Genomic DNA, 24,003 nt, shown 5'->3' on the forward strand with positions numbered 1-24,003 from the left:
TCAACGCTCCCTGTGGTCGCGGCCTGCGGATGCGATCGCAGAGCCGGCAGACGTGTCCTGGCCGCCGCGAGCATTCTCGCGCCCCTCGTCAGCGGCCTTGCCCCGCAGCGCTGCGACTGCCGAGCGAACTTTGTCGACCGGCACTCCGGCAACGCGCGCAGCGGCACCCCCGGCAGCGTCGGCCATCCCTGCGACCTTCTGTGCAATGTTCAGCAGGTCCCGCAGGCGGCTGATCTCAGCCTGAGCCATCTCGGCAGTGTCCGCCAGCTGGCTCAGCGCCGGGCCGACTTTGGCGTCGAAGTCGGCGAGCTTGCGCCGGAACTCCCGCATCAATGCGAACGCTTGGGTCAGCACGACGATCAGCGCCGCCAACGCGACCACCACGCAGACCGTCACCACCACGGCTGCGAGATCGCTGCTGCTCATGGGTGACCCCAGAGATGCTCTGGCATTGCCGTCACCGTCCCCTTCGTCTGTCGCCCGCAGATGCCCCGTCCCAGACTCCCATCATTCGTCTCCTGACTCATCGACGGCGGCCAGCGTGAGACCCAGCTCGTCGAGCTGTACCGCTGAGATGGCAGACGGGGCGTTGGTGAGCGGGTCGGCGCCGGACTGGCTCTTGGGGAACGCGATCACCTCGCGGATGTTCTCCTCGCCGCACAGCAGCGCCGCCAGACGGTCGATGCCGAACGCGAAGCCGGCATGGGGCGGAGCGCCGTAGCGGAATGCATCGAGCAGGAAGCCGAAACGCTCCTGCGCCGTGGCCGGCTCGATGCCCAGCAGATCGAAGATCTGCTGCTGGATGTCGCCCCGATGGATCCGCACGCTGCCCGAGCCGAGCTCCCAGCCGTTCAGCACCAGGTCGTAGGCCTGCGATCGCACGCCCAGCAGCGTGTCGGCATCGAACCCCCCGCCCGAGGCCATGCGCTGCGAGGCCGCGGCGACAGCGTCGAGATCGTCGACGTGAGGCATCGTGAAGGGATGGTGTGCGGGAACGGGGAGCCCGTCGGCGTTCACATCCTCGAACAGCGGGAAGTCGACCACCCACAAGAAGTGCAAGCCGCCCTCGTTGACTGGCGGGCGGCCCAGCTCCAGCCGCAGCAGGCCGAGCACACCGCTGGCCCTGCGCCAGGTGTCGGCCACCAAGTAGCACATGTCGCCGGCCTCGGCCCCGAGGCGCTCCAGCACGCCGTCGATCTCGGCGTCGGACATGAACTTCGCCACCGGCGAGGTGACCGCCAGCCGGCCGCCTGCCGCGCTGCGGGCGCCTTCGGCCAGCGGCTCGCCGGCGCTGACGCGCATCCACACGAGACCCTTGGCACCCCATCGCTGGCACTGCTTGGTGAGATCGTCGACCGCGTTGCGGCTGATGTCGCCGCCGCCGGGCACCCGGATACCCCGCACCGCAGGCGCCTTGAAGGCGTTGAAGCCGGTCTCGGCGAACAGGTCGCTGAGCTCGACCAGCTTGAGCCCGAATCGCAGGTCGGGCTTGTCGGATCCGTAGCGGTCGATCGCCTCGTGCCAAGTGATCTCATCCATCGCCGCAGGGCGCACGCCGGTGATCTCTTCGGCCGCTTCGGCCACTGCTTCGCTGATCACGGCCCGCACCTCGGCGCCGGTGGCGAAGCTCATCTCCAAGTCGAGCTGGGTGAACTCGAACTGCCGATCGGCCCGCAGGTCCTCGTCTCGCAGGCAGCGCGCAATCTGGTAGTAGCGGTCGATGCCGCCCACCATGCAGAGCTGCTTGAACAACTGGGGGCTCTGCGGCAATGCGTAGAAGCGACCCTGATGCAGCCGGCTGGGCACCACGAAGTCGCGGGCGCCTTCGGGGGTGGAGGCCACGAGCGTGGGCGTCTCGACCTCGATGAACTCCGCAGCCTCCATCGAGCGGCGGATCGCTGCGTTCACCCGTGCCCGCTTGACCAGGTTCGAGTGCATGCGAGGGTTTCGCAGGTCGAGGTAGCGATGGCGGATGCGCAGCATCTCGTCGACCTCGGTGCGGCCGTCGATCTGGAACGGCGGCGGCTCCGAGCGAGAGAGCACCTCGACGCTTGCATCGCCGATCTCGATCTCGCCGGTGGCCAGATCGGCGTTGGCGGTGTCTTCGGGTCGTTCGCGCACGGTGCCCGTCACCGACAGCACGTACTCCGAGCGCAGGTCGTGCGCGTGATCCACCACGCATTGCACGATGCCGGTGCGGTCACGCAAGTCGACGAAGGCGAGATGCTCGCCATGTTCACGCCGCCGGGAGACCCAGCCGCACACGGTGATTTCCCGGCCGATGTCGGCGCGGCTCAGCCGCCCGCAGTAGTCGGTTCGCATCAGGGTGTTCACTCGGTCAGTCCTTCGGGGTTCAAGCTGGGCTTGAGGTGTCATCAGAGGCCGGCACTGGGGTATTTGGCGCTGGGGTATTCAGCGCTGGGGCGTTCAACGCGTCGAACGTGGCTCGCAGTGTGCTCAGCAGTTCAGACCGCGGCACGGCCTGCTGCGCCATGTCGGCGTCGCCGCCGTCAGGGCGCCGCAGCGGCCGGACGGTGACGGTGCCGGCATCGATTTCGTCGGTTCCCACGATGAGCGCGATCTCTGCACCCGAGCGGTTCGCGGCGCGCATCTGCGCCCGTATCGACCGGTCGTCGAAGGCGCGGTCGGCCCGGATGCCGACCGAGCGCAGCTCGTGGGTGAGATCGCGTGCAGCGGTGCCGCCCGCCGTGTCGACCACCCACACTTCCGCCCGTTGCGTCGGCACGTCGAACACGCCCTCGGCATCGCAGGCCAGCAGCAGACGCTCGATGCCCAGCGCGAAGCCGATGCCGGGCGTCGGCGGCCCGCCGAGCGCCTCCACCAGCCCGTTGTAGCGACCACCGCCGCAGATCGTGTCCTGGGCAGCATCCAAGCTCGCGGCACGGAACTCGAACGTGGTGCGTGTGTAGTAGTCGAGCCCGCGCACCAGCTTGGGCTCCACGGCGTGCTCGATCCCGAGCGCGTCCAGGCCCTCACGCACCCGCTCGAAGTGGACCGCCGTGTCCGCAGAGAGATAGTCGGTGATCTGCGGGGCTTCGGCGGCGACTGCAGCGGTGGCGGCACGCTTGGAATCCAGGATGCGCAGCGGGTGGCGCTCGATCTTGTCCCGATCCGCCGGGTCGACGTCGCCGGCCCGCTGTTGCAGGTAGGCGCTGAGCGCGTCGTTGTATGCGGCGCGAGTGTCGGCGTCGCCCATCGAATTCACCAGCAGCGGCACCCGCCGCAGCCCGATCGCCCTGAAGAACTCCGCAGCCAGGGCGATGATCTCGACATCGGCGTCAGGGTCGTCGGTGCCGAGCGTTTCGGCCCCGATCTGGTGGAACTGGCGGTAACGGCCGGCCTGGGGCGCTTCGTAGCGGAAGAACGGCCCCTGATACCAGACCTTCCACGGCGTGGTGGGGCGGTGCTGCGCGAAGGCACGGCACACCGACGCCGTGCACTCGGGTCGCAGCGCCAGGTGGCGGTCGCTGCGATCGAAGAACTCGTACATCTCCTTGCCGACCACGTCGGTGCCCTCCCCGATGCGGGCGAAGACACCGATGTCCTCGAAGATCGGCGTCTGCAAGTAACCGAACCCAGCACGGTCCGCCGCGGCGATGAACGTGCCCAGCAGCGCCACCCAGCGGCCCGATTCAGGCGGTGCCAAGTCGTGCGTCCCGATGGGCGTGCGGAACGACTTCGGGGCCGCCGCATCGCCGCCGTCAGGAGGGCTGGCTGGCGTCGAAGGCATAGCGGACATGACCAGCGAAGGCTACGGCCCTGCCGCCGTGGGTCCTAGCTGTCGCGAGCCTTCAGTACTCGGTGCGGGCGAGGCCTTCGATCGTGCGGTAGGCGTCGAACACGCCTGGCACTTCGCGCAATGCGGCCAGGAGCTGGTCGAGCAGGATCGGATCGCCGACCTCGACCTCGAACTGCATCACCGCTACTTGATCGTCGCCCACGAACGTGTCGCAGCTCGCAATCGACAGGCCGTGACGGCCCGACACGATCTGCACCACGTCGAGCAGCAGGCGGTTGCGGTCCAGGCCGCGGACCTCGAGCGCTGCGGCGTATTCGCCCGCCCAGCTCTCGTCCCACTCCACCTCGACCTGTCGGGCATTGGACGATGTCGCCAATTCGCCCGCGTTGGCGCAGTCGGCACGGTGGACCGAGAGGCCACGCCCGCTGGTCGCGAACCCCAAGACCTCGTCGCCGCGCACCGGGCTGCAGCAACGGGCCAGCCGCACCAGCGCGTCGTCGTGGCCGTCGACGTGCACGCCCGCGGAGCGGCGGCGGCGTGAGCCCCGCTGACGGGCAGGACGGGCCGGGAGCTGCGCGCCGTCGCCCTCGCCTCGCAGGTTGCTGACCAGTCGCTTGGCCACCGAGTGGGCCCCCACGTCGCCCTTGCCAACCGCTTCGAACAGCGTTTCGAGGTCGGCCCGACTGAACTGCTGCGCCACGGCGCTCATCTCGTCGCCGTCGATGACCAGCGAAGCCTTGAGCCCTTCTGAGCGCAGCTCGTCGGAGACCGCCTCCCGCCCCGCAGCCACCCATTCGGACCGGTCAGAACGGGCGAACCAGCGACGGATGCTGTAACGGGCCCGCGGCGTGACAGCGACCTCGAGCCAGTCACGCGACGGCCGAGTGCCGGGATCGTCGGAGGTGAACGCCTCGACGGTGTCGCCCGAGCGCAATGGCCGATCCAGCGGCACCAGCCGGCCGTCGATTTTGGCGCCGATGAGCGAGTCGCCGATATCGGTGTGGATGGCGTATGCGAAGTCGATGGGCGTGGCGCCGGTCGGCAGCGTCACCACGTCGCCCTTGGGCGTGAACACGTACACCTCGCCGTGACCGAGGTCGCTGGCAATGGTGCGCATGAACTCGGCCGGGTCGTCAGATTCGGCCTGCCATTCGACCAGCCGGCTCAGCCACGGCATGTCGGCCTCGGCGGCTGCGCTGGGGTGCCGCTCGGACTTGCTGCCCTTGCTGCCGCTGCCGTTGCGCTCGGCCTTGTAGCGCCAATGGGCCGCCACCCCGAACTCGGCTCGCTGGTGCATCTCCTCGGTGCGGATCTGCACTTCGACAGCCGTGCCCGACGGGCCGACCACGGTCGTGTGCAGCGACTGGTACAGATTGAACTTGGGCATCGCGATGTAGTCCTTGAACCGGCCGGTCACCGGCTTCCACGTCGCGTGAATGGAGCCCAGGGCGGCGTAGGCATCACGGATGGTCGGCACCACGACCCGGATGCCCACCAGGTCGAAGATCTCGTCGAACGAGCGGTTCTTGATGACCATCTTCTCGTAGACGCTCCAGTGGTGCTTCTTGCGCCCGGTCACCGTGGCCTCGATCTTCATGCGGCCAAGCTGGGAGCGGACCTCTTCCAGCACCCGGTCCACGTAGCGCTCCTGTTCGGGAGTGCGATCGGCGAGCATCCGGTCGATCTCGGCGTAACGCTTCGGGTACAGCGCGGCGAAGGCCAGATCCTCGAGCTCGTCGCGCACCTGCTGCATGCCCAGCCTGTTGGCGAGCGGGGCGTAGATGTCGAGGGTCTCGCGGGCCACATCGGCCTGCTTGGTGGCACCGAGCGCCCCGATCGTGCGCATGTTGTGCAGCCGGTCCGACAGCTTGATCATCAGCACTCGGGGATCGTTCGCGATCGCTACGAGCATCTTGCGCAGCGTGGCAGCCTGCTGTGCCTGCTTGGAGGCGAACCGCACCCGGTCGAGCTTGGTGACCCCGTCCACAATGGCCGCGACCTCGGGGCCGAAGTCGTCGGCCAGCCCAACCAGCTCGACGCTGGTGTCCTCGACTGCGTCATGCAGCAGCGCTGCGGCAATCGAGGTGTCGTCGAGACCGAGATCGGCCACAACGCCCGCCACTGCCACGGGATGGGTGATGTACGCCTCGCCGGTCTTTCGGCGTTGGCCTTCGTGCGCTTCTGCGGCTGCTTCATAGGCCCGGATGACCAGTTCGGGCGACCGCCTCGGCCAGCGCTGGCGGTAGCGCTCGACCACCGGCGAGATGTCGGCCGCGACCGTGTTCGCGATGCGCCGCCACGGCAGAACGCGCGACACCGCAGGCATGGCCCTAGCCAAGCTGACCCAGGTGGTGTTCGACCCGAGCAGGGTCGAACCGGCGGGAACTCACGCTCTCATTCTGCCGTGCCCGACATGAACGCCGTTGACAACGCTCGTACAACCGACCAGATCGCAGCGTCCGTGAGCATGAAGACGTGGGGAACGAGCCAGACCACGGCCTCACCGTCTTGGAGCGGCAGTCCCGCACGAGCCGGAACTGATGCGGTCGCAGGTGCTACTGGCAGCCTATGCCGTCGCCGTCACGGTCGAGCCGGTACGGGTCATCGCCTGCGTCGATCAGATAAACGGGCCGCTGATCGCGGCTCAGATCGCCGCAGTTGAGCGCGTCACCGGCACGGTGCGGAATGCAGGGCTCGTAGGCAGGGTGGCACCTGCCTGTCGCCGGCAATGCGGTCTCCGTCGGCGCTCGTGCCGTAGACGCCCGAACAACGAGCGCTGGCGCGGGGGCAGAGAAGGTGAAATCGGCACCGGCGCACTGGCCGAGTTGCACATCGAGTGATGCTTGTTCATCAGCATCCACCGCAAGATCCCAGCGGGTCTTGACGGCGATCCAGTCGACTGCGTACTGGCAGCGATACGACGAACTCGGCGGCCACCATTCGGCAGGGTCTCGTGCACCCTTGCTGCGATTGGTCGCCGCACTCACCGCAATCAGCGAGCGCGGGTCCGCGCTGTCGTTGGCGAAGCGAGTCCACGTTTCGGCTGCCCACTCGTGCCCGCCAGACTCCCACGCCTCCGCCAGCGGCACGAGATGGTCGATGTCCAACTCAGACGACGCAGCCACGACCGATGCGTCATACGCAGAGAGCCACGTGCCGTTCGCCAGTTGTTCCTCGGCAAGCACATGGTCTCTCGTCGATTGGCCTGCGCTGTACAGCCATCCGGCAAAGACTGCATCGCGTCGGTAGCCGCCACGGCGCTCTGCTTCGACGCGCAGCCGCTCGAAGAGGCCGATGACGCTGCGACGCCGCTCGAGATCGGCCGCCTCGGCTTGCGGGTCGCGAACCGACGCTTCGGGGAATGTTGCGTCAGGGAATTCCGCTCGGTCTATCTCCGCATCTCCGCGAGCCGACGACGACTCGTCGGTGGACGTCAGCGGTGGCGAAGCCTGGCTGGTGCCACCCCGCGCAGCGTCAGCTCCGGCAGTCTGCGGGGTCGCTGACGGCACCAAAGCGTGAGCCGCGCCTGTGCCTTCGCTCGACAGCGGCGCCAACGGCTCGGCTGCAGCGGTGCCACCGCTCGCGGCCGTCGCGGCTACTGGCTTCGGAGCCGGGGCCGCCGTGGCGGTGACGTCGTTGGCAGGCTCGACGCCAATCCCGCAAGCGCCAGCCAGCACTGCACACACGAAGACCAGAGCGCGGCGCCCGCGATTCCGTCTCACAGCGGCAACGATCGGCTCAAGCGCCACTGCGGCAGAGAGTAACTCCGCAGTTCCCGGCGGCAGGCTTCAATGAGATCCCGTCGCGCCCACCGCTCCGAGGTCTCGCGCTCCCCGACGCCCAGCCCCACCCAGACCGCCGGCCGTCTCCGTCCAGCCCCCGACCACATCCGATGAACACCACCACGACCGGATACACAAGAACTCGACAGTCCCTGTCGCAGGGACCCCCAAGATCTCTGCAATTCGTACGGAGATTCCCCTGCAATGTGTACTCTACAAGACCTGCAATCTGTCAGGTAATAGTCCTGCAATCTGTTCGATACAGCGTGACGCCAGTTACACTGCGGCGATGATCGCTCACCAAGGCGAGCCGTCGCCGCTGATGCCGCAGGGGTACTTGCCGCGGGTCACCGACACGGTGATGGCCCAGGCGCTCGTTGCGGCGCCCATCGTGGTCGTCGAAGGCGCCAGAGGCACGGGCAAGTCGTGGACCGGCCTGCGTCATGCACACAGCCAAGTTCGGCTCGACAGCGATCCGGGTGCCCCCGAAGCTGCGTTGTTGCGGCCCAATAGCGTGCTGGAGGGAGCCAAGCCGCGACTGATCGATGAGTGGCAACTGGCGCCGAGCCTCTGGAACTTCGCCCGACATGCCGTCGACGCTGAGCCCGGGTCGGGCCAATTCATTTTCGCAGGCTCGGCTCATCCCCCCGATGACCGGACGCGCCACTCCGGCGCTGGCCGGGTGATGCGAGTCCGGATGCGCCCGATGTCCCTGGCGGAATCAGGCGAGTCCACAGCGCAGGTATCGCTGGCTTCGATGCTCGGGGGCCACGATTGCTCGGGCGCGTCGCCCGGCGCCACCATCGAAGACGTCGTCGAGGCGCTTTGTCGAGGAGGCTGGCCCCGTCACGTCGATATGCCGGTGGCAAGCGCTCAAGCGCTGTGTCGCGCCTATCTCGCAGAAGTCGCCCGAGCGGACATTCCCCGGTTGGGCCGCAGGCTGCACCGTCCTGAACCGGTACTCAGACTGCTGGAATCGCTGAGCCGCAACATTGCCACGACAGCGGCGGCAACCACACTGTCCGGGGACATCGCAGGCGACGGGTCGCCGTCGAGGGCCGCTGTGGCCGCGTACCTGGAGGCACTGCGGCGAGTATTCGTGGTGGAAGACCTGCCCGCGTGGGCAGTGCACCTGCGATCTCGGGCACGACTGCGGCGATCACCCAAGCGCCACCTTGCCGATCCGTCGTTGGCAGCGGCCACCTTGCGCGCGGGCCCAGAGCGTCTATGGCGCGACACTGGCTATCTGGGTCAGGCCTTCGAGTCGCTGGTCGTGCGCGACCTACGCATCTACGCCGAGGCCAACGACGCCACGGTTCACCACTACCAGGACAGCAACGGCCACGAATTGGACGCAGTCGTCATTCATGGCGACGGCAGGTGGCTGGCCGTGGAAGTCAAGCTGGGCTCGGGAGAACGGCTGGACGAAGCTGCGGCGACGCTGAATCGTGCATGCGAGCAGATCGACGTATCTAAGGCAGGTGAGCCAGCGAAGAGGCTCGTGATCACCGCCGCGGGATACGGCTACGAACGCCCCGACGGCGTCACGGTGGTGCCAATCACAGCCCTCGGCCCCTGAACCTCAGCCGTCCGGGCGCGCGTATGGAGCACGGCGACGGCGGCGAGTGCGCTAGCGGCGGCGGCCCTTCTTGCGGGGGCGCGGCGGGGCGCTGCGGGTGTAGTTCTCTGCGGCGAGCGCCTGGGTGGCGGCTTCCATCGAATCGAGGCGGCCGGCGGCATCGGCTGCGACCTGCGCAGCAGCCCAGCCCGGCTCGTAGCCCTTCAGCCACGCGACCGTCGGCATCGCCACGAAGATCGAGCTGTATGAACCCACGAGCAGGCCGATCAGCAGTGCGGTGGCGAACTCCGCCAGGGTGCCGGCGCCGAGGAACCCGGCGCCCACGACCAGCAACGACAACACCGGCAGCACCGAGGTGATCGATGTATTCACCGATCGCGTCAGCACCTGGTTGAGCGACACGTTCGCGAGCGCGTGGTACGTGAAGTGGCTGCGCGCCGGCAAGGACCGCTCATTCGATTTGACACGGTCGAACACAACGATCGTGTCGTAGAGCGAGTAGCCCATGATCGTGAGGAACGCCACCACCGTCGCCGGCGTCACTTCGAACCCGAACAGCGCATAGGCACCGACGGTCAGCACGATGTCGTGACCCACCGCAATCAGCGCACCGACTGACATTTTCCACTCGAAGCGGAACCACAAGTACAGCGCGATCAGCACGAAGAACACCACGAGCGCCCGGCGTGCCTTGCCGGCGACCTCGTCGCCGAAAGACGGGCTGACCTGGCGAGTCGACAGGCTCTCCACGTCGACGCCGACGGCATCGGCCAGCGCTGTGGCAACCGCAGCGCTGTCGGCGTCAGGGCCCAGCACGCCGCGCACCCGGAAGATGTCGGGCGCGCCGGTCACCACCACGAACTGCACACGCGCATCGGGCACCCCGGCCGCCGCGGCCACAGCGGCCACGACGTCGGTCGTCACGTCGTCGCCGGAGCTGCTGGCTGACGTCTCGGATTCGCCGGCCGCTCTATCGTTCCCAGCCGCGCCGTCGGTTGCCGCGTCCTCGCCGGCCGCGGCCTCCGACCCGTTATCGAGGCCCTCGGCGGCCGACGACGCGGGAATCTCCCACACCGAGCCGCCTTCGAACTCGATGCCGAGGTTCAGACCCCGCACGACCAGCGCCACCACGCAGATGAGCACCGCCAACGCCGAGCCGATGAGCACTTTGCGTGACACACGCAAGATGTCCCAGCTGTTCTCGCCTCGGTAGAAGCTGCGCAGCGTTGCGATCACGATGTGCCTCCCGCGGGCGCGGCGGCCGCACCTGGCGCGGCAGTCGCAGCGACATCGTCGCCCTCCGACGGCAGCACGCCCAAGCGCCGAGGCTGCTCTCTCACCAGCCGCCGGGCGACGAACACCACCAGCGGCCTCATGAAGAAGTACGACACCGCCAAGTCGATCAGCGTTGCCAGCCCGAGATACAGGGCGAAGCCGCGGACGGTGCCACTGGTGAGCTGGTACAGCACGCCCGCACCGATGAGCGACGCCAAGTCAGCCCAGACAATGGTTGCGAACGCGCCCTTGAAGCTGGCATCGGCCGCCGAGCGAACCGCCCGACCACGCCGCACCTCTTCTTTGATCCGCTCGTAATAGACAATGTTCGAGTCGACCTGCACACCGATCGACACGATGATGCCGGTGGTGCCGGCCAGCGTCAGCGCCAGGCCCCGGCTCTCGCCGAGCCAGCTGATGAGCGACCACAGGATCGAACCGCTGATGGCCAAGCTGGCCACGGCCACGATGCCGAGCAGCCGGTAATAGAACAGCATGTACAGGCCGACGAGGATCAGCCCGACGATGCCGGCGATCACGCCCGCACGCAGCGTGCCCTCGCCGAGGGTGGCCGACACGGTCCGCACGTCGTCCTGCTCGAATTCGACAGGCAGCGCACCGAAGCGCAGCGCGACGGCGAGGTCGCGCGCACCTTGCTCGTCGAAGGTGCCCGAGATGACCGCAGTGCCCCCGAACTCTGTGGCACGGATGACGGGGGCCGACTCGACGACGCCGTCGAGCACGATCGCCACCTGCTGGCCGAAGTACCTGGCGGCGATCTCGTCGAAGCCGACCGCTCCCTCGTCTGTGAGATCTACGTTGACGACCCACTCGTTGTTGAACGTCGCCGCTGCCTCGGCGACTGCCTCGCCGGTGAGCTCAGCCGGGCCGAGCACGTAACCGGTCAGCCCGCCGCGGTCGCCGATCACGACGGCATGATCGGCGATGTCGTCCTCGGCAGAGGTGAAGTCGAGCCGCTCTTCGACTTCGATCTCGACCGGGTCGTCAGCGGTCGATTCGGCGGCTTCGGGCTCGATGATCTCGGGTGGTTCTAGGGTCTCGGGCGGCCCGCCCGCCTGATCGGCGGGGGAATCGCCCAATGAGTCGCTGGCAGCCTCGCTGGCGGACGCAGACTCAGTATCTGTGTCGGAGTCGGTTGCAGCTTCGACGGCCCCGTCGACTGCGCCGATCGAGCCGTTGTACGCGTCGGCGAAGTCCAGCGCCGAGCGGAACTCGGCCTCATCGAAAGCACTGAACGTCAGCAGCACGGGACGGAAGCGCAGTTCGGCCGTCTGCCCGACCAAGTCGACGGCACGCTGCTTGTCCTTGACGCCAGGGAGCTGTACGACGACTTGCTCGCCTTGACGTGTGATGTCGGGTTCCGCCACGCCGAGTGCGTCGACACGCGACCGGATGATCTCGATCGCACGATCGAGCTGCTCATCGTCGGCCGGCGCTGTGGGGCGCAGCAGCACCTCCACACCGCCCTGGAGCTGCACGCCCAGCACCGGCGCCCAGCCCGCAGCCAGCACGCCGGCGAGCGAGCCGAATCCGATCAGGATCGCGAGCAGGAGCGAGACGATCTGCGAACGGCGCATTTCAGATGCAGCGTTGTTGAGGGCCGGGACGCGTCAAGCCGGGATCACTCCGGTGCGTCGACGTCATCCGATGGAGGCGGGTCGCCGGCGACCTCATCGTCGGCGCGCGTCACGATCTCGCCGATCGCGCGGCGCTGCACCCGCAGCTCCACGTCGCTGTCGACCTCGATGCAGACAACCTCGCCGGGCTCTTCGACCGCCACGATCTTGCCGATGACCCCGCCGACCGTGGCGACCACGTCACCGATGTCGGCGGCGCGCAGCATCGCGGCGCGCTCTGCGGCGCGCTTGCGCTGCGGCCGGATCATCAGGAAGTACATGAGTCCGAACAGGGCAACGAGCAAGATGATCGAACTCATGACGTGCTCCTCGGCGTGGCGTCGATCGGTGGGGCTTCTCGCCAGCAACTGCTGGCACGTGGCGCGGTGCGGAAGGCCCCCAAGCGCAGCACCCTGAGTGCAGCACGCTGCTGATTCGAGGCCGGCACGGCGGGTCAGCGTACCGGCCTGCCCGCGCCGGCAGCGGCTCATCTCCAGACTTCATTGACCCGCTCGCGGAATGCGCCGAACTGGCCGGCTTCGATGGCGGCGCGTGCGTCGGCGACCAAGTCGTTCAAGAATGCGATGTTATGCAACGTCAAGATGCGACTGGCCGTCGGTTCGTTCACGCTCATCAGGTGCCGGAGGTAGCCGCGGCTGAAGCGAGCGCCCGGCTGCGGGCGCCCGTCGCCGGCGACCGGGCGGGGGTCAAGCGGCGTGAGGTCGCGAGCAAATCGGGCATTTCGAATGTTGATCCGACCCTGCGGCGTGAGCGCAGTGCCGTGGCGGCCGAGCCGGCTGGGCAGGACACAGTCGAACATGTCCACCCCAGCAGCGATGGCGTCAACGATGCGGGCCGGATCGCCAACGCCCATCAGGTAGCGGGGCTTCTCGACGGGCAGCACGTCGGTGGCTGCCCGCAGGGCGGGACCCATCTCGCCGCGAGACTCCCCCACCGAGAGTCCGCCGATGCCGTAGCCGTCGAACCCGATCGAGGCCAGCGTCTCTGCGCTGCTGCGCCGCAGCCCCGGATCGATCCCGCCCTGGCAGATGCCGAACAACGCCTGCCCGCCAGCGGTGCCGCGCCGGCGGGCGTCATCCATAGCCGACGCGGCCCTGGCTGCCCACAGGTGGGTGCGTTCGGTCGCCAGGCGGATTTCAGCGGGAGGCGCGGGCAACTCTGGGCAGACATCGAGTGCCATCTGGATGTCGGATCCCAGGCGGCGCTGCGCATCCACGGCACCCTCGGGCGTCAGCCGCATCCGGGTGCCGTCATAGGTCGAACGGAACGTCACGCCCTCGTCGTCCACCTTGGATTTCGCATCCTGCGGGGAAGTGCCCGCGCCGCCGGGACGGCGGCTGTGCTGGTCCCCGCCGCCGGGACGGCGGCTGTGCTGGTCCCCGCCGCCGGGACGGCGGCTGTGCTGGTCCCCGCCGCCGGGACGGCGGCTGTGCTGGTCCCCGCCGCCGGGACGGCGGCTGTGCTGGTCCCCGCCGCCGGGACGGCGGCTGTGCTGGTCCCCGCCGCCGGGACGGCGGCCGAGGGACATGATCTGGAAGCCGCCGGAGTCGGTGAGGAAGTGTCCGTCCCAGCCGGTGAACTTGTGCAGCCCGCCGAGCGACTCCACCACCTCCACACCCGGCCGCGCCAGCAAGTGATAGGTGTTGGCGAGGACCACGGCGAGGCCCAGGTGCTCGTAGTCGGTGGCGTCGAGATGGATAACCGCACCACGGGTCCCCACGGGCATGAACACCGGCGTCTGGATGGTTCCTCGGGCAGTCGTGATATGCCCCCGCCGGGCCGAGCCGTCCGATGCCAGCAACTCGAACGCAGCCCTGCTGGCCGAACCTGCTCCGGACGACGCTGCGACGGCAGATGCCGCGCCGAGAGTGCCATCAGCGGCGCCGCTCGGGCGGCTCATTGCTCACCGCCGCGACGCAGCAGCATGGCATCGCCGAACGACAGGAAGCGGTAACCCTCCGCGAGCGCTGCCTCGTACAGATCCCGCCAGCGCGGCCCGATGAACGCATCGATGAGCAACAGCAGCGACGATCGCGGCAGGTGAAAGTTGGTGAGCATCGCGTCGACCACCAAGAACTCCTCGCCGCGCTGCAGGAACAGATCGGTCGAGCCGCACACGTCAGCGTTACGCCGATCGTCAGCGCCCGGGTCGTCACCGTCGTGGCGGCACGCGAGCCGCTGCTGACGGGCCGCAGCCTCGAGTGCTCGCACGGTGGTGGTGCCCACGGCCACCACCCGCTCGGCGCCGGCGCAGGCGGCAAGCGTCTCCGCAGGCACCCGGTAGTGCTCGGTGTGCATCTCGTGCTCGTCTGCATACTCAGCAGTAACCGGCGCGAACGTCGCCAACCCCACGGTCAGGTCGACAGTAGCGACACCCACGCCTTTCGATCGCAGCGCATCCAGGACGCGCTCCGTCAGATGCAGCCCCGCGGTAGGTGCCGCCGCCGATCCATCAGCGCGGGCATAGACGGTCTGGTAGCGGTCGGCCAGAGCTGCCCGGGTTGCGTCGCCGTCGGGGGCGTCCACTCCGATGCGCTGCGCGACCGCTGATCGCACGGTGTCGGCATCGATGTACGGCGGCAGCGGCGTCTCCCCGGCGCGCTCGAGCAGCCGAGTCTGCGATGCATCGACCAGGGGCGCACCGCCGACGAGAACTCTCACCGCCCGACGCTGGCGATCCAGTCGCGTGCCAACGACCACCTCGACGTTCGGGTCGCGTTCGGACACCAGCACGGTGCCGTCGGCGATCCGCCGCGAGGGCCGCACAAGCGCAGCCCACAACACCGAGCCGCCACCGGGGGCACCCGCAGCACGCAGCGACTCGCCTCCCGCCCGATCCGGCACGATCTCGCTTGCCGCACGCCTCGCAGCGGCAGCCAGTGAGCCTGCGGTGGCACCCGCGGCCAGGGGCTCGAGCAGCAGCACTTCGGCCGTTCCGCCGGTGCGCTTGCGAAGCGGCAGGCGAGCGGGCATCACCCGCGTCTCGTTGACAACCAGCAGGTCCCCCGCCTCCAGCAGCGCCCCGAGGTCGCTGATGCGGCGGTGCTCAGGGGCCTTGCCCGGGCCGCGGTCCACCAGCAGGCGGGCCGCGTCGCGCGGCTCGGTGGGCACATGTGCAATCGCCGACGGTGGCAGCTCGTAGCCGAACTCGTCCATCCGCAGCCGCGGCCCGCTCATCGCCAGCCGAGGCTACGGCTGACGACGAATCGGAACGCTGCCGGGCGATGCGATGCAAGCCTGCCGAAGTCGCAACAGCGCGTCGCTTGCGGGAGTCTCACCAGGGCGCATCGTCGACCTGTACCGGCGCATCCGCAGGCTCAACGTCGACGGGTGCAGCCAGCGAGTCCCTTCTCGAAGCCTCAACCTCAGACTCAGCGGGCGCCGCATCCTCGAATGCGGCGGCAGAGTCCGGCGCTTCGAACAACGTGTTCTCGGCGTCGGCTACCGCGGGGCTGCTCGCATACGCCGCGGTGGGCGGCAGGTCGACGCCGATGTGTGCGTAGGCCGCAGCGGTGGCAATGCGGCCGCGGGGCGTGCGCTGCAGCAGCCCGCGCTGGATCAGGAACGGCTCGTACACGTCTTCCACCGTCTCGGTCTGCTCGCCCACGGTGATGGCCAGCGTCGACAGGCCCAGCGGCTGACCGGCGTGGGTCACCGCGAGCGCATCCAGGATGGCGCGGTCGACCTTGTCGAGCCCGAGTTCGTCGACGCCGAACGCGGCAAGCCCCTCGCGGGCCACCGCGACGTCGACCGCACCGCCGGCGCGCACCTCGGCGAAGTCACGCACGCGGCGCAGCAGCCGGTTGGCGATCCGCGGCGTGCCCCGGCTGCGCGAGGCGATCTCCGCAGCGCCGTCGCCGTCGATCTGCACGCCGAGAATCCCCCCGGCACGGGTCACGATCGCCGTCAGATCGTCGGTGGAGTAGTAGTCGAGACGTTCGACGAGGCCGAAGCGATCACGCAACGGTCCCGAGATCAGCCCAGTACGGGTCGTAGCGCCCACCAAGGTGAAGCGGGGCAGGTCGAATCGGATGGAGCGCGCCGCCGGTCCCTTGCCCAGCACGATGTCAATCGCGAAGTCCTCCATCGCGGGGTAGAGCACCTCTTCGACGATCTTGGGCAGCCGATGGATCTCGTCGATGAACAGCACATCGCCGTCGGCCAGATTGGTCAGGATCGCCGCGAGGTCGCCTGCCCGCTCCACGGCTGGGCCCGACGTCTGATGCAGCGCCGCGTTCAGCTCCTGGGCGATGATCGCCGCCAGCGTCGTCTTGCCGAGCCCCGGTGGGCCGGCGAACAGCAGGTGGTCGGGCGACTGGCCGCGGGCCATCGCCGCCCGCAGCGTGATGGCGACATGCTCTCGCACTTCGGGCTGGCCCACGAACTCATCCAGTGAGCGGGGCCGCAGCGTTGTCTCGGCGTCGCCGTCGTCGGCCACCGAGCGCGCCGGATCGGTGACCTCGCTCCGGCCTGAGTCGGGCTGCGCCGCCGATTCCACCCGCCGGTAACCCTCGCTGCGCCCGCTCGCAGCGCTCATCGCTGCAACCGGTCCATACCTCGGCGTGCATGCACCGACACCGATGGGCAACCCTTGGCGATGCCGCTCATCGCGGACCCAGCTCTTGCAGCGCCACGCGCAGCAGGGCACCCGTGTCGGCGGCCCCGTCACGTGCGGCTTCAACCGCAACGGCGGCCATGGCCTCACGGATCTCGGCGGGCCCGAATCCCATCTGGCCGAGCGCCGCACGAACCTCGGCTACGGCGCTGCCCGCACCGTCGCCGCCGGGACCAACCGCCGTAGCACCCCCGGCCATCTCGGGCGCGCCGAGCCGAGATTTCAAGTCGAGCACCATGCGCTTGGACGTCTTGGCGCCGATGCCGGGCACCAGCTCCAGCGCGGCGGCATCATCGGCGGCAACTGCCCGCCGCAGCTCGTCGGGCGGCAGGTGTGAGAGCACCGCAAGCGCCAGCGCGGGCCCCACGCCGTGCGCGCTCAGCAGCGCCTCGAAGCAGCGTCGCTCATCGAGCTCGGCGAACCCGTAGAGGTCTGAGCTGTCTTCACGCACGTGATGGTGGACGTACACGAAGCACTCGTCGCCCACCGGTCCCGCACCGGCCAGCGCGGCGGCCCCAACAGTGACGCGGTACCCCACCCCGCCGGCCTCGATCAGCAGTTCGCCGCCAGGATCCTTGTCGAGCAGACGCCCGCGCACCGAGCCGATCATGCTCGCAAGCCTGCCCGGGGCGAGGCCGCAGCAAGCTGCCACGACGCTTGGGACAGGTGGCACAGCGCAACCGCAGCAGCATCGGCGGCATCGGCCGGCTCGGGAGGCCCCGGCAGCGCCAGCAGCTCGCCGACCATGCGCTTCATCTGGTCTTTGTCGGCCCCGCCCCAGCCGGAGATGGCCTGCTTGATCTGGGTCGGCGTGTACTCGACCACCTCGATCCCCGCGGCCGCCGCGAGTGCCATGGCCAAGCCGGCCACCTGCGCCACGCCGATCGCCGTACGGACATTCACCTGAAAGAAGACACGCTCCACGGCCACCACCGAGGGCTGGAACTCGCCAAGAAGGTTCTGCAGCTCTGCCATGTGCGCGGCCAGCCGCACCGCTTGGGGCTCTGCGGGATCGGTGCGCACAACGCCCAGCGCCACTGCCTCATTGCGGGTGCGCTGCGCGCCAGAGCCGCGAATCTGTTCGATCACGCCGTATCCGCAGCGCGACAGTCCAGGGTCGATCCCAAGTACGAACATCAGTACGAACCGTAGCCTTTGCCGCCTCGCCGGCCGGGTATGGGACAGGCATGCGGCCCGTGCGCGATCGGCATTGCGAGCCCGGCGCCTGCGTCAGTTGGCGATCGACTCCAGCAGGGATTCGCTGATGTCGAAGTTGGCGTAGACGCCTTGCACGTCGTCGTGGTCGTCGAGCGCGTCGAGCACTGCCATGACCTGCTTGGCCGACGACACGCTGGTCAGCTCGATGAGATTCTGCGGCGCATAGGTCAGATCTGCCGAGCTCACCGCAATGCCCGCCGCCTCGATTGCCTCGCGCACTGCCATGGTGTCGGCCGGCTCGGTGATGACGCGCCAGGTGTCGCCCTCGCGCTCGATGTCCTCGGCGCCTGCGTCCAGCGCCGCCAGCATCAGTTCGTCCTCATCGGGATCGGCCGCGTCAGGCTCCGATGCCACCGCGGGCACCACCACCACGCCCTGGCGCTCGAATTGCCACGCGACAGCGCCCGGCTCGGCCAGCGAGCCGCCGGCGCGCGTGAACACGCTGCGAATCTCCGAGCCGGTGCGATTGCGATTGTCGGTGAGCACGTCCACGAACATGGCAACCCCGCCGGGCGCATAGCCCTCGTAGGTGACCTGCTCATACGACACGCCCTCCAGCTCGCCGGTGCCCCGCTTGATGGCCCGCTCGATCGTGTCGAGCGGCACCGAGTTGTCACGGGCCTTCTGGTACGTCGTGCGCAGCGTGGCGTTGGAGTCGAGGTCGCCGCCGCCCTCACGCGCCGCAACCTCCACCTGGCGGATCAGCTTGGCGAACAGCTTCCCGCGCGCCTTGTCGGCGGCACCCTTGCGGTACTTGATCGTCGCCCACTTGGAATGACCGGACACAAACCCCCTCCCACATGAGACATGCCGAGCAGCGTGCGCCGCAACGCATGCGCTCGTAGCAGTTCGGACAGTCTGCCCGACGCGCCAGCTCAGCCGAAGTCTTGGCGACAAACACGATGCTGCTGTACTTCCAAGCCCTCGGGCGCGGCGCCCAAGTGCTCGAACAGACATCCGTGGGAGAGGGGGCCGCTTGCTGGGGATCCCTCTTGGAAAGAAGCCTTACGGCATTCGGCCCGGTGCAGCAGCAGTAACGACCATGTCCAGGAAGATCTGGTGAATGCGATCATCCGCAGTCAGCTCGGGGTGAAAGCTCGACACCAAGATCGGGCCTGATCGGCACAGCACCGGGACAGGTGCGTGAACATCGCGGCCCGTCGAGTTTGCGGCGGGCCGGATCTCGGCGAGCACCTCCACGCCGTCACCGGAGCGCTCCACCCATGGGGCTCGAATGAACACGGCGTGAAAGGGCTTGTCGAGGCCCTGGGTGGCGAGACTCGCCTCGAAGCTCGCAACCTGGCGGCCGAAGGCGTTGCGGCGCACAGAGATGTCGATGGCGCCGAAGCATCGCTGATCGGGTCGACCGTCGAGCACCTCCGCCGCCAGCAGGATCATGCCCGCGCAGGTGCCGAACGCCGGCATGCCGTCGGCCAGACGGGCCGACAGCGCATCGAACAGACCGCTGGTGCGCAGCAGGTGCGACATCGTGGTCGACTCTCCGCCGGGAAGCGCCACCGCATCGACGCCATCGAGGTCTGCGGGCACACGCACTTCGACAGCTCGCGCTCCGACGCGCCGGAAGGCGGCGACATGCTCGGCCGCTGCTCCTTGCAGCGCGACGACGCCGATCAGCGACTGGCTATTGCTCGCGGCCACTGCTTTGCCGGACGGCTCAGCCTCTTACCAGCCGCGATCGGCGAGCTTGGTTTCGAGACCTTCCATCTCGAGACCCGGCATGGCGCTGCCGAGCCCCCGGCTGACCTTGGCCACCACTGACGGATCGCGGTAGTGCGTTGTGGCCTCGACGATCGCCTCGGCGCGTGGCCCAGGGTCTTCGCTCTTGAAGATCCCCGACCCGACGAAGACGGCTTCGGCGCCGAGCTGGCACACCAGCGAAGCGTCGGCGGGCGTCGCGATGCCGCCTGCGCAGAACAGAGGCACCGGCAAACGGCCGGTCTCAGCGATCTCCTGCACCAGGCCGAGCGGCGACTGCAGCTGCTTCGCCCAATCGAACAGCTCGGCGGAATCGGCCTGGGTGATCTTGGCGATGTCGCCAGTGATCGAGCGCAGGTGCCGGACGGCCTCCACGATGTTGCCAGTGCCTGCCTCGCCCTTCGAGCGAATCAAGCAGGCGCCCTCGGAGATGCGTCGCAGCGCCTCGCCCAGGTTCGTGGCACCGCACACGAACGGGACGGTGAACGCCCACTTGTCGATGTGATGGGTCTCGTCTGCGGGCGTGAGCACCTCAGACTCGTCGATGTAGTCGACGTCGAGCGCCTCGAGCACCTGGGCCTCGCCGAAGTGGCCGATGCGAGCCTTGGCCATGACCGGGATCGTCACTGCCGCCTGGATGCCCTCGATCATTGCCGGGTCGCTCATGCGGGCCACACCGCCGTCGCGGCGGATGTCGGCGGGAACCCGTTCGAGCGCCATGACGGCGACCGCCCCGGCATCTTCCGCAATCTTGGCCTGCTCGGGCGTGACCACGTCCATGATGACGCCGCCGCGGAGCATGTCGGCAAGCCCGCGCTTGACCCGCACGGTTCCCACCATCTGGGACTCTGCGGCTTGCGCATGGGAGGGCATCGAGATGCCAGCCTGGCCTGTGCTCGTGGGGCCTGAATTCATGGGGTCAGTGTAGGGAGCGGCCCCGGTGCTGCCCCGGGGATGCGCACGCTGCGCTCAGAACTCGCGCAGGACAGCGACCCGCGTCTCGAGGTCTGCCCGGTAGTCGGGCAGGTCGTCGGTGGCCGCCGTCTCCGCGGATCGGGGATCGGCCAGCCACAGCGGCCAGGTCACCCGCGGCGCGTCGCTGCGTACGCCTGCCGACGACATCGACTCCAGCGCATTTGCGAGGCCCGGCGGGTAGCGCGTCAGCCGCACGGCCTCGGCGTCGTCGTGGAAGTCGCTGCCCGTGCTGGCCTCGCGCTCGGTGCGGGCCTGCACCAGCGGCCACAGGGCGGGCCACAGCAGCGCCGGAAGCCCGACCGTGGTGACAAGGGTGGTGAGGTAGGCGGCACGCCCGTCACGAATCTGGGTCGCCAACCGTGCGACTACCGCCTCGAGCTCGATGCGATTCAGCGAATCGAGCAAGCCCCTGGTGACGACGACGGTGGATTGACCAGGCCGCCGGCCGAACGCAGTGGCGTTCACCGCACTGCTGGGCGCGACCACTAGTTCCGGCACGGGAACGCCCACCAGCAGGCACACACCGTCGACGACGTTGGCCAAGCGAGGTTCGTCGGGGGGATCGAGCTCGCTGGAGCTGGTGCCGACGAGCAACTTGCGCAGGCGCCGTTCCCCGACCGCCAGCTCCCCTGCGGCCAACCCGCACGCAGCCACCACCGCGAGCGGGACCACCCACCAGCCGAGCGACGTGAACAGTGCCGCCGCGACACCCGCGAGCGCGGCTGCGACGACGTGCACGGCCCAGAACTCCGCCAGCAGCTTGTCGGCTCGGCTGCGATAGATGGCGAACAGCGGGTCCACGCGTTGCATTCAACCGTGTCCGCGCACTTGCAACACAGCAGGCACGAAAAATGCGCGCGCTGACGATGAGGTGTCGCGGTATGTTGACGCCATGGCCGACGAGGAAGTCCCCGATTCGCTGCCGCCAGTCGGCGAGGCACTCGACGCGACGTTCGCAGTCCAGCGTGCCGCCCTGCGACGGGTCGAGGCATCGCAGCGCAATATCGAGGCATCGCAGCGCGAGACAGCTGAGGCGCTGACAGGCCATACCGAGCTACTGCTGAGCATCGCCGACAAGGTAGGCAAGCTCAGCGAGTGAAGGCCGCTCGGTGCCGTTGTCAAGCTGAAGTGCGCTGCGCAATGGCGCGCTCGTACATGTCGAGGTAGATGTCCGCCAGCCGGGACATCGAGAACTGCTCGGCTCGCTGGCGGCCCGCAGCGACGAGGTCGGCGGCTCGGTCGGGCTGGGTGAGCACGTCGATGAGCGCCGACGCCAGCGCTGCGGGGTCGCCGGGAGGCACCAGCACGGCCTCGTCGCCGACGCGCACCACGTTGCGATAGCCCCCTAGGTCGCTGGCTACGACCGGCGTGCGCGCCGCCATCGCCTCCAGCAGCACCACGCCGAAGCTCTCGCCGTGCAGCGACGGCACGCAGAACACGTCGGCGCCCTTGATGCGCGCCAGCTTCTCGGTCTCGCTGACCCGTCCCAGCCACTCGATGCGCGTGTCGCGCTGGTACCTGCGCTGCAGCTCTTCGGTCTGCGGGCCGCGCGACATCACCCACAGCCGGATGCCCTCGGGCAGCCGTGACATGGCGTCAAGCAGAACCGTGAGGCCCTTGCGCGGCTCATGGCGACCGATGTAGGCGATGGTGGGCGCACCGTTTCGCTTCGGTTTCGCGCTGTCGAAGAGGTCGAGCTCGACGCCGTTGAACACCAGCTCGTACTCGCCGCCGACGCCGTCGTGGGCCATCTCGGCGGCATCGGCTGAGACCGCGGCCCGTATTTCCATGCGCGTCGCCAGCCAGCGCGTTCCGGGCACGAGGTAGGCGAGGCTGCCCCCTGCAGCGTGCCAGGTGCCCACGGTGGGTGCGCTGCGCAGGAACAGCGCCGTCTGCGTCGGCCCGGGGCACAGCGGCTCGTGCAGGTGCACGACGTCGAACGCTTCGTCGCGCAGCGCGCGCACCGTGCGCAGCGTGCAGGCGAAGTCGGGAGCAATCGGCGCGACCGAACCGTTCGCGAACGTAGGGATGCTCGCGCCGAGCGGCGTGACACCGGTCTGGGGCGGCGCGCCGTCGCACGGAGCGAGCACCCGGGCGTCGTGGCCTTTCGCGGACAACGCGCGGGCCAAGCCCAGCACCTGCACCTGAACGCCACCGGCGCTGGTCAGGCTGTACGGCGAGATGATCCCGATCCTCACTCGGTCGTTCCTCACTGTCGAATGGACGGTCGCAACGGACGGGCGAACGTCGCCGGCCATCCGCGCGGGAAACCTCACTGCCGACTTGACGCTAGGCGCGGCGCAGATGCCCCAACAAGTGCGATCGCGCCACGGCTCAAACTCTCAGGAGTCCTCGGCTGTGTCGGCGGTGTCGGCGGATTGATCTGATGGCCAGTTTGGGCCGAAGAGGTGCCACTGGTGGGGTTCTGCGGCGATCAGGTTCGCCAGCTCGTCGGCGAGGCTTTGGGTGACTGCGGTGACGTCGTCGCGCAGGCGCCCGTGGCGTGTGACGTCGATCGGCGGGCGGACAGTGCCCAGGTGCCGGCCGCGGGGGCGGAAGTACACGGCAGTCGGCAGCAGGGCTGCTCCTGATCGCAGCGCCAGCATCGCCGGGCCCGCGGGCAGGGTCGTTCGCTCGTCGCCGAAAGTCACCTCGATGCCGTCGCCGCTGATGTCTCTGTCGCACAGCAGGCAGACGATCTCGTTGCGTCGCAGCGCGCCGAGTACCTCGCGGCCGGCGTCGGGTCCGAGCGGCACGACGCGCATGCCCAGTCGCTCACGGAAGTCGGCGAACCACTCGAACAACTCGAGCGGCTGCAGGGGCTCGACCACGACCGTGATCGGCAGCCGGTTGACCGTGGCCATCCAGAACCCGGCCCACTCCCAGCCCCCCAAGTGCGGGAGAGCCAAGATGACGCCGTTGCCGCGTTCGAGGGCTTCCTCCACGTGGTGGTACGCCGGGACGTCGATGCCGCGATCCAGCGTCAGCTCGCTCAGCGCCGGCAGGCGGAACGACTCCAGCCAGTAGCGGGCATAGGAGCTGAACGCCGCCGCAGTGGCCCGCTGCAGATCGTCTGGGGAGTCTGTGGCCGATGCGGGAGCAATTGCCGGGACGGTATCAGGGTGCCCGGCTCCGTCGGCGACCCAGCGCTGTGCCCGGGCCTGGTGCCGCCGCACCATCGCGGCCTTGGCCGGCATCAGGCGGGCCAGTGCCGGCCCGGCGAGCCCGGCAACACGCTCGGTGAGCCACAGCGGAGCCAGCCGGGCAGCCGACGCGCCCACCTGGTACGCCAGCACTGTCGCCCTGTCCCGCCCTCGCAGGCGGCGTGCCCTGTCCCGCCCTCGCAGGCGGCGTGCCCTGTTGCGGCTTCGCACGCGGCGCGTCTTGCCCGGCCCCTGCTCGCTGAATGCTGGATGCCGTCGTTG

20 protein-coding genes and 1 pseudogene are annotated in these 24,003 nt (G+C 68.8%); 2 read left to right on the forward strand and 19 right to left on the reverse strand.

What is annotated here, in order from left to right:
• The 5 genes from ACOGJB_RS04515 to ACOGJB_RS04535 form a co-directional block, all read right to left on the reverse strand.
• Nucleotides 1–426, reverse strand: a complete 426-nt coding sequence (locus ACOGJB_RS04515; RefSeq protein ID WP_419839623.1) for a hypothetical protein — start codon at nt 424–426, stop codon at nt 1–3.
• A gap of 81 nt (nt 427–507) precedes the next feature.
• Nucleotides 508–2,322, reverse strand: coding sequence for an aspartate--tRNA ligase (aspS, locus tag ACOGJB_RS04520; protein ID WP_419840681.1), 1,815 nt, complete (start codon nt 2,320–2,322; stop codon nt 508–510).
• A gap of 31 nt (nt 2,323–2,353) precedes the next feature.
• Nucleotides 2,354–3,760, reverse strand: coding sequence for a histidine--tRNA ligase (hisS, locus tag ACOGJB_RS04525; RefSeq protein ID WP_419839624.1), 1,407 nt, complete (start codon nt 3,758–3,760; stop codon nt 2,354–2,356).
• 52 nt (nt 3,761–3,812) lie between these two features.
• Nucleotides 3,813–6,086 (reverse strand): RelA/SpoT family protein, encoded by a 2,274-nt coding sequence (locus tag ACOGJB_RS04530; protein WP_419839625.1) that lies wholly within the window; start codon nt 6,084–6,086, stop codon nt 3,813–3,815.
• A 229-nt stretch (nt 6,087–6,315) separates the two neighbouring features.
• On the reverse strand, nt 6,316–7,509 hold the full coding sequence (locus ACOGJB_RS04535; protein WP_419839626.1) for an HNH endonuclease family protein: 1,194 nt from the start codon (nt 7,507–7,509) through the stop codon (nt 6,316–6,318).
• 322 nt (nt 7,510–7,831) lie between these two features.
• Between ACOGJB_RS04535 and ACOGJB_RS04540 the strand changes: the two genes are divergently transcribed.
• Nucleotides 7,832–9,121, forward strand: coding sequence for an ATP-binding protein (locus ACOGJB_RS04540; RefSeq protein ID WP_419839627.1), 1,290 nt, complete (start codon nt 7,832–7,834; stop codon nt 9,119–9,121).
• A gap of 51 nt (nt 9,122–9,172) precedes the next feature.
• On the opposite strand, the gene secF is transcribed toward ACOGJB_RS04540, so the two are convergent.
• The 12 genes and pseudogenes from secF to ACOGJB_RS04600 form a co-directional block, all read right to left on the reverse strand.
• Complete coding sequence (gene secF, locus ACOGJB_RS04545) at nt 9,173–10,357, reverse strand: protein translocase subunit SecF (RefSeq protein ID WP_419839628.1); 1,185 nt, start codon at nt 10,355–10,357, stop codon at nt 9,173–9,175.
• Nucleotides 10,354–11,994: a protein translocase subunit SecD gene (gene secD, locus ACOGJB_RS04550; RefSeq protein WP_419839629.1), complete on the reverse strand. Its 1,641-nt coding sequence runs from the start codon at nt 11,992–11,994 to the stop codon at nt 10,354–10,356. Before secD ends, secF begins: the two co-directional genes overlap by 4 nt.
• 44 nt (nt 11,995–12,038) lie before the next feature.
• Nucleotides 12,039–12,353 carry a preprotein translocase subunit YajC gene (gene yajC, locus ACOGJB_RS04555; RefSeq protein WP_419839630.1) on the reverse strand — a complete coding sequence of 105 codons (315 nt, stop codon included), beginning with the start codon at nt 12,351–12,353 and terminating at the stop codon, nt 12,039–12,041.
• A 167-nt stretch (nt 12,354–12,520) separates the two neighbouring features.
• Complete coding sequence (gene tgt / locus ACOGJB_RS04560) at nt 12,521–13,954, reverse strand: tRNA guanosine(34) transglycosylase Tgt (RefSeq protein WP_419839631.1); 1,434 nt, start codon at nt 13,952–13,954, stop codon at nt 12,521–12,523.
• Nucleotides 13,951–15,231, reverse strand: a complete 1,281-nt coding sequence (locus ACOGJB_RS04565) for an S-adenosylmethionine:tRNA ribosyltransferase-isomerase (RefSeq protein WP_419839632.1) — start codon at nt 15,229–15,231, stop codon at nt 13,951–13,953. Before ACOGJB_RS04565 ends, tgt begins: the two co-directional genes overlap by 4 nt.
• A gap of 298 nt (nt 15,232–15,529) precedes the next feature.
• Nucleotides 15,530–16,591: pseudogene (gene ruvB, locus ACOGJB_RS04570) on the reverse strand (Holliday junction branch migration DNA helicase RuvB); the annotation flags it as partial.
• Nucleotides 16,592–16,658: 67 nt separating this feature from the next.
• On the reverse strand, nt 16,659–17,279 hold the full coding sequence (gene ruvA / locus ACOGJB_RS04575; RefSeq protein ID WP_419839633.1) for a Holliday junction branch migration protein RuvA: 621 nt from the start codon (nt 17,277–17,279) through the stop codon (nt 16,659–16,661).
• Nucleotides 17,276–17,806, reverse strand: coding sequence for a crossover junction endodeoxyribonuclease RuvC (ruvC, locus tag ACOGJB_RS04580; RefSeq protein WP_419839634.1), 531 nt, complete (start codon nt 17,804–17,806; stop codon nt 17,276–17,278). The genes ruvA and ruvC overlap by 4 nt, the downstream gene beginning before the upstream one ends.
• Nucleotides 17,807–17,899: 93 nt before the next feature.
• The gene (locus ACOGJB_RS04585) at nt 17,900–18,673 is read right to left on the reverse strand and encodes a YebC/PmpR family DNA-binding transcriptional regulator (RefSeq protein WP_419839635.1); all 774 of its coding nucleotides are present in this window, start codon (nt 18,671–18,673) and stop codon (nt 17,900–17,902) included.
• 219 nt (nt 18,674–18,892) lie between these two features.
• Nucleotides 18,893–19,546, reverse strand: a complete 654-nt coding sequence (pdxT, locus tag ACOGJB_RS04590) for a pyridoxal 5'-phosphate synthase glutaminase subunit PdxT (protein WP_419839636.1) — start codon at nt 19,544–19,546, stop codon at nt 18,893–18,895.
• Between the two features lie 24 nt (nt 19,547–19,570).
• Nucleotides 19,571–20,476 (reverse strand): pyridoxal 5'-phosphate synthase lyase subunit PdxS, encoded by a 906-nt coding sequence (gene pdxS / locus ACOGJB_RS04595; protein ID WP_419840682.1) that lies wholly within the window; start codon nt 20,474–20,476, stop codon nt 19,571–19,573.
• Nucleotides 20,477–20,572: 96 nt separating this feature from the next.
• Nucleotides 20,573–21,379: a M48 family metalloprotease gene (locus ACOGJB_RS04600; protein ID WP_419839637.1), complete on the reverse strand. Its 807-nt coding sequence runs from the start codon at nt 21,377–21,379 to the stop codon at nt 20,573–20,575.
• Nucleotides 21,380–21,470: 91 nt separating this feature from the next.
• Between ACOGJB_RS04600 and ACOGJB_RS04605 the strand changes: the two genes are divergently transcribed.
• Nucleotides 21,471–21,677, forward strand: a complete 207-nt coding sequence (locus tag ACOGJB_RS04605; protein ID WP_419839638.1) for a hypothetical protein — start codon at nt 21,471–21,473, stop codon at nt 21,675–21,677.
• A gap of 19 nt (nt 21,678–21,696) precedes the next feature.
• Here the strand turns inward: ACOGJB_RS04605 and ACOGJB_RS04610 are convergent, their stop codons facing one another.
• Complete coding sequence (locus ACOGJB_RS04610) at nt 21,697–22,776, reverse strand: glycosyltransferase family 4 protein (RefSeq protein ID WP_419839639.1); 1,080 nt, start codon at nt 22,774–22,776, stop codon at nt 21,697–21,699.
• A gap of 144 nt (nt 22,777–22,920) precedes the next feature.
• Nucleotides 22,921–23,874, reverse strand: coding sequence for a phosphatidylinositol mannoside acyltransferase (locus ACOGJB_RS04615; protein WP_419839640.1), 954 nt, complete (start codon nt 23,872–23,874; stop codon nt 22,921–22,923).
• Nucleotides 23,875–24,003 lie beyond the last annotated feature (129 nt).

This window comes from Candidatus Poriferisodalis sp. (assembly GCF_965208895.1).
GTDB lineage: Bacteria > Actinomycetota > Acidimicrobiia > Acidimicrobiales > Poriferisodalaceae > Poriferisodalis.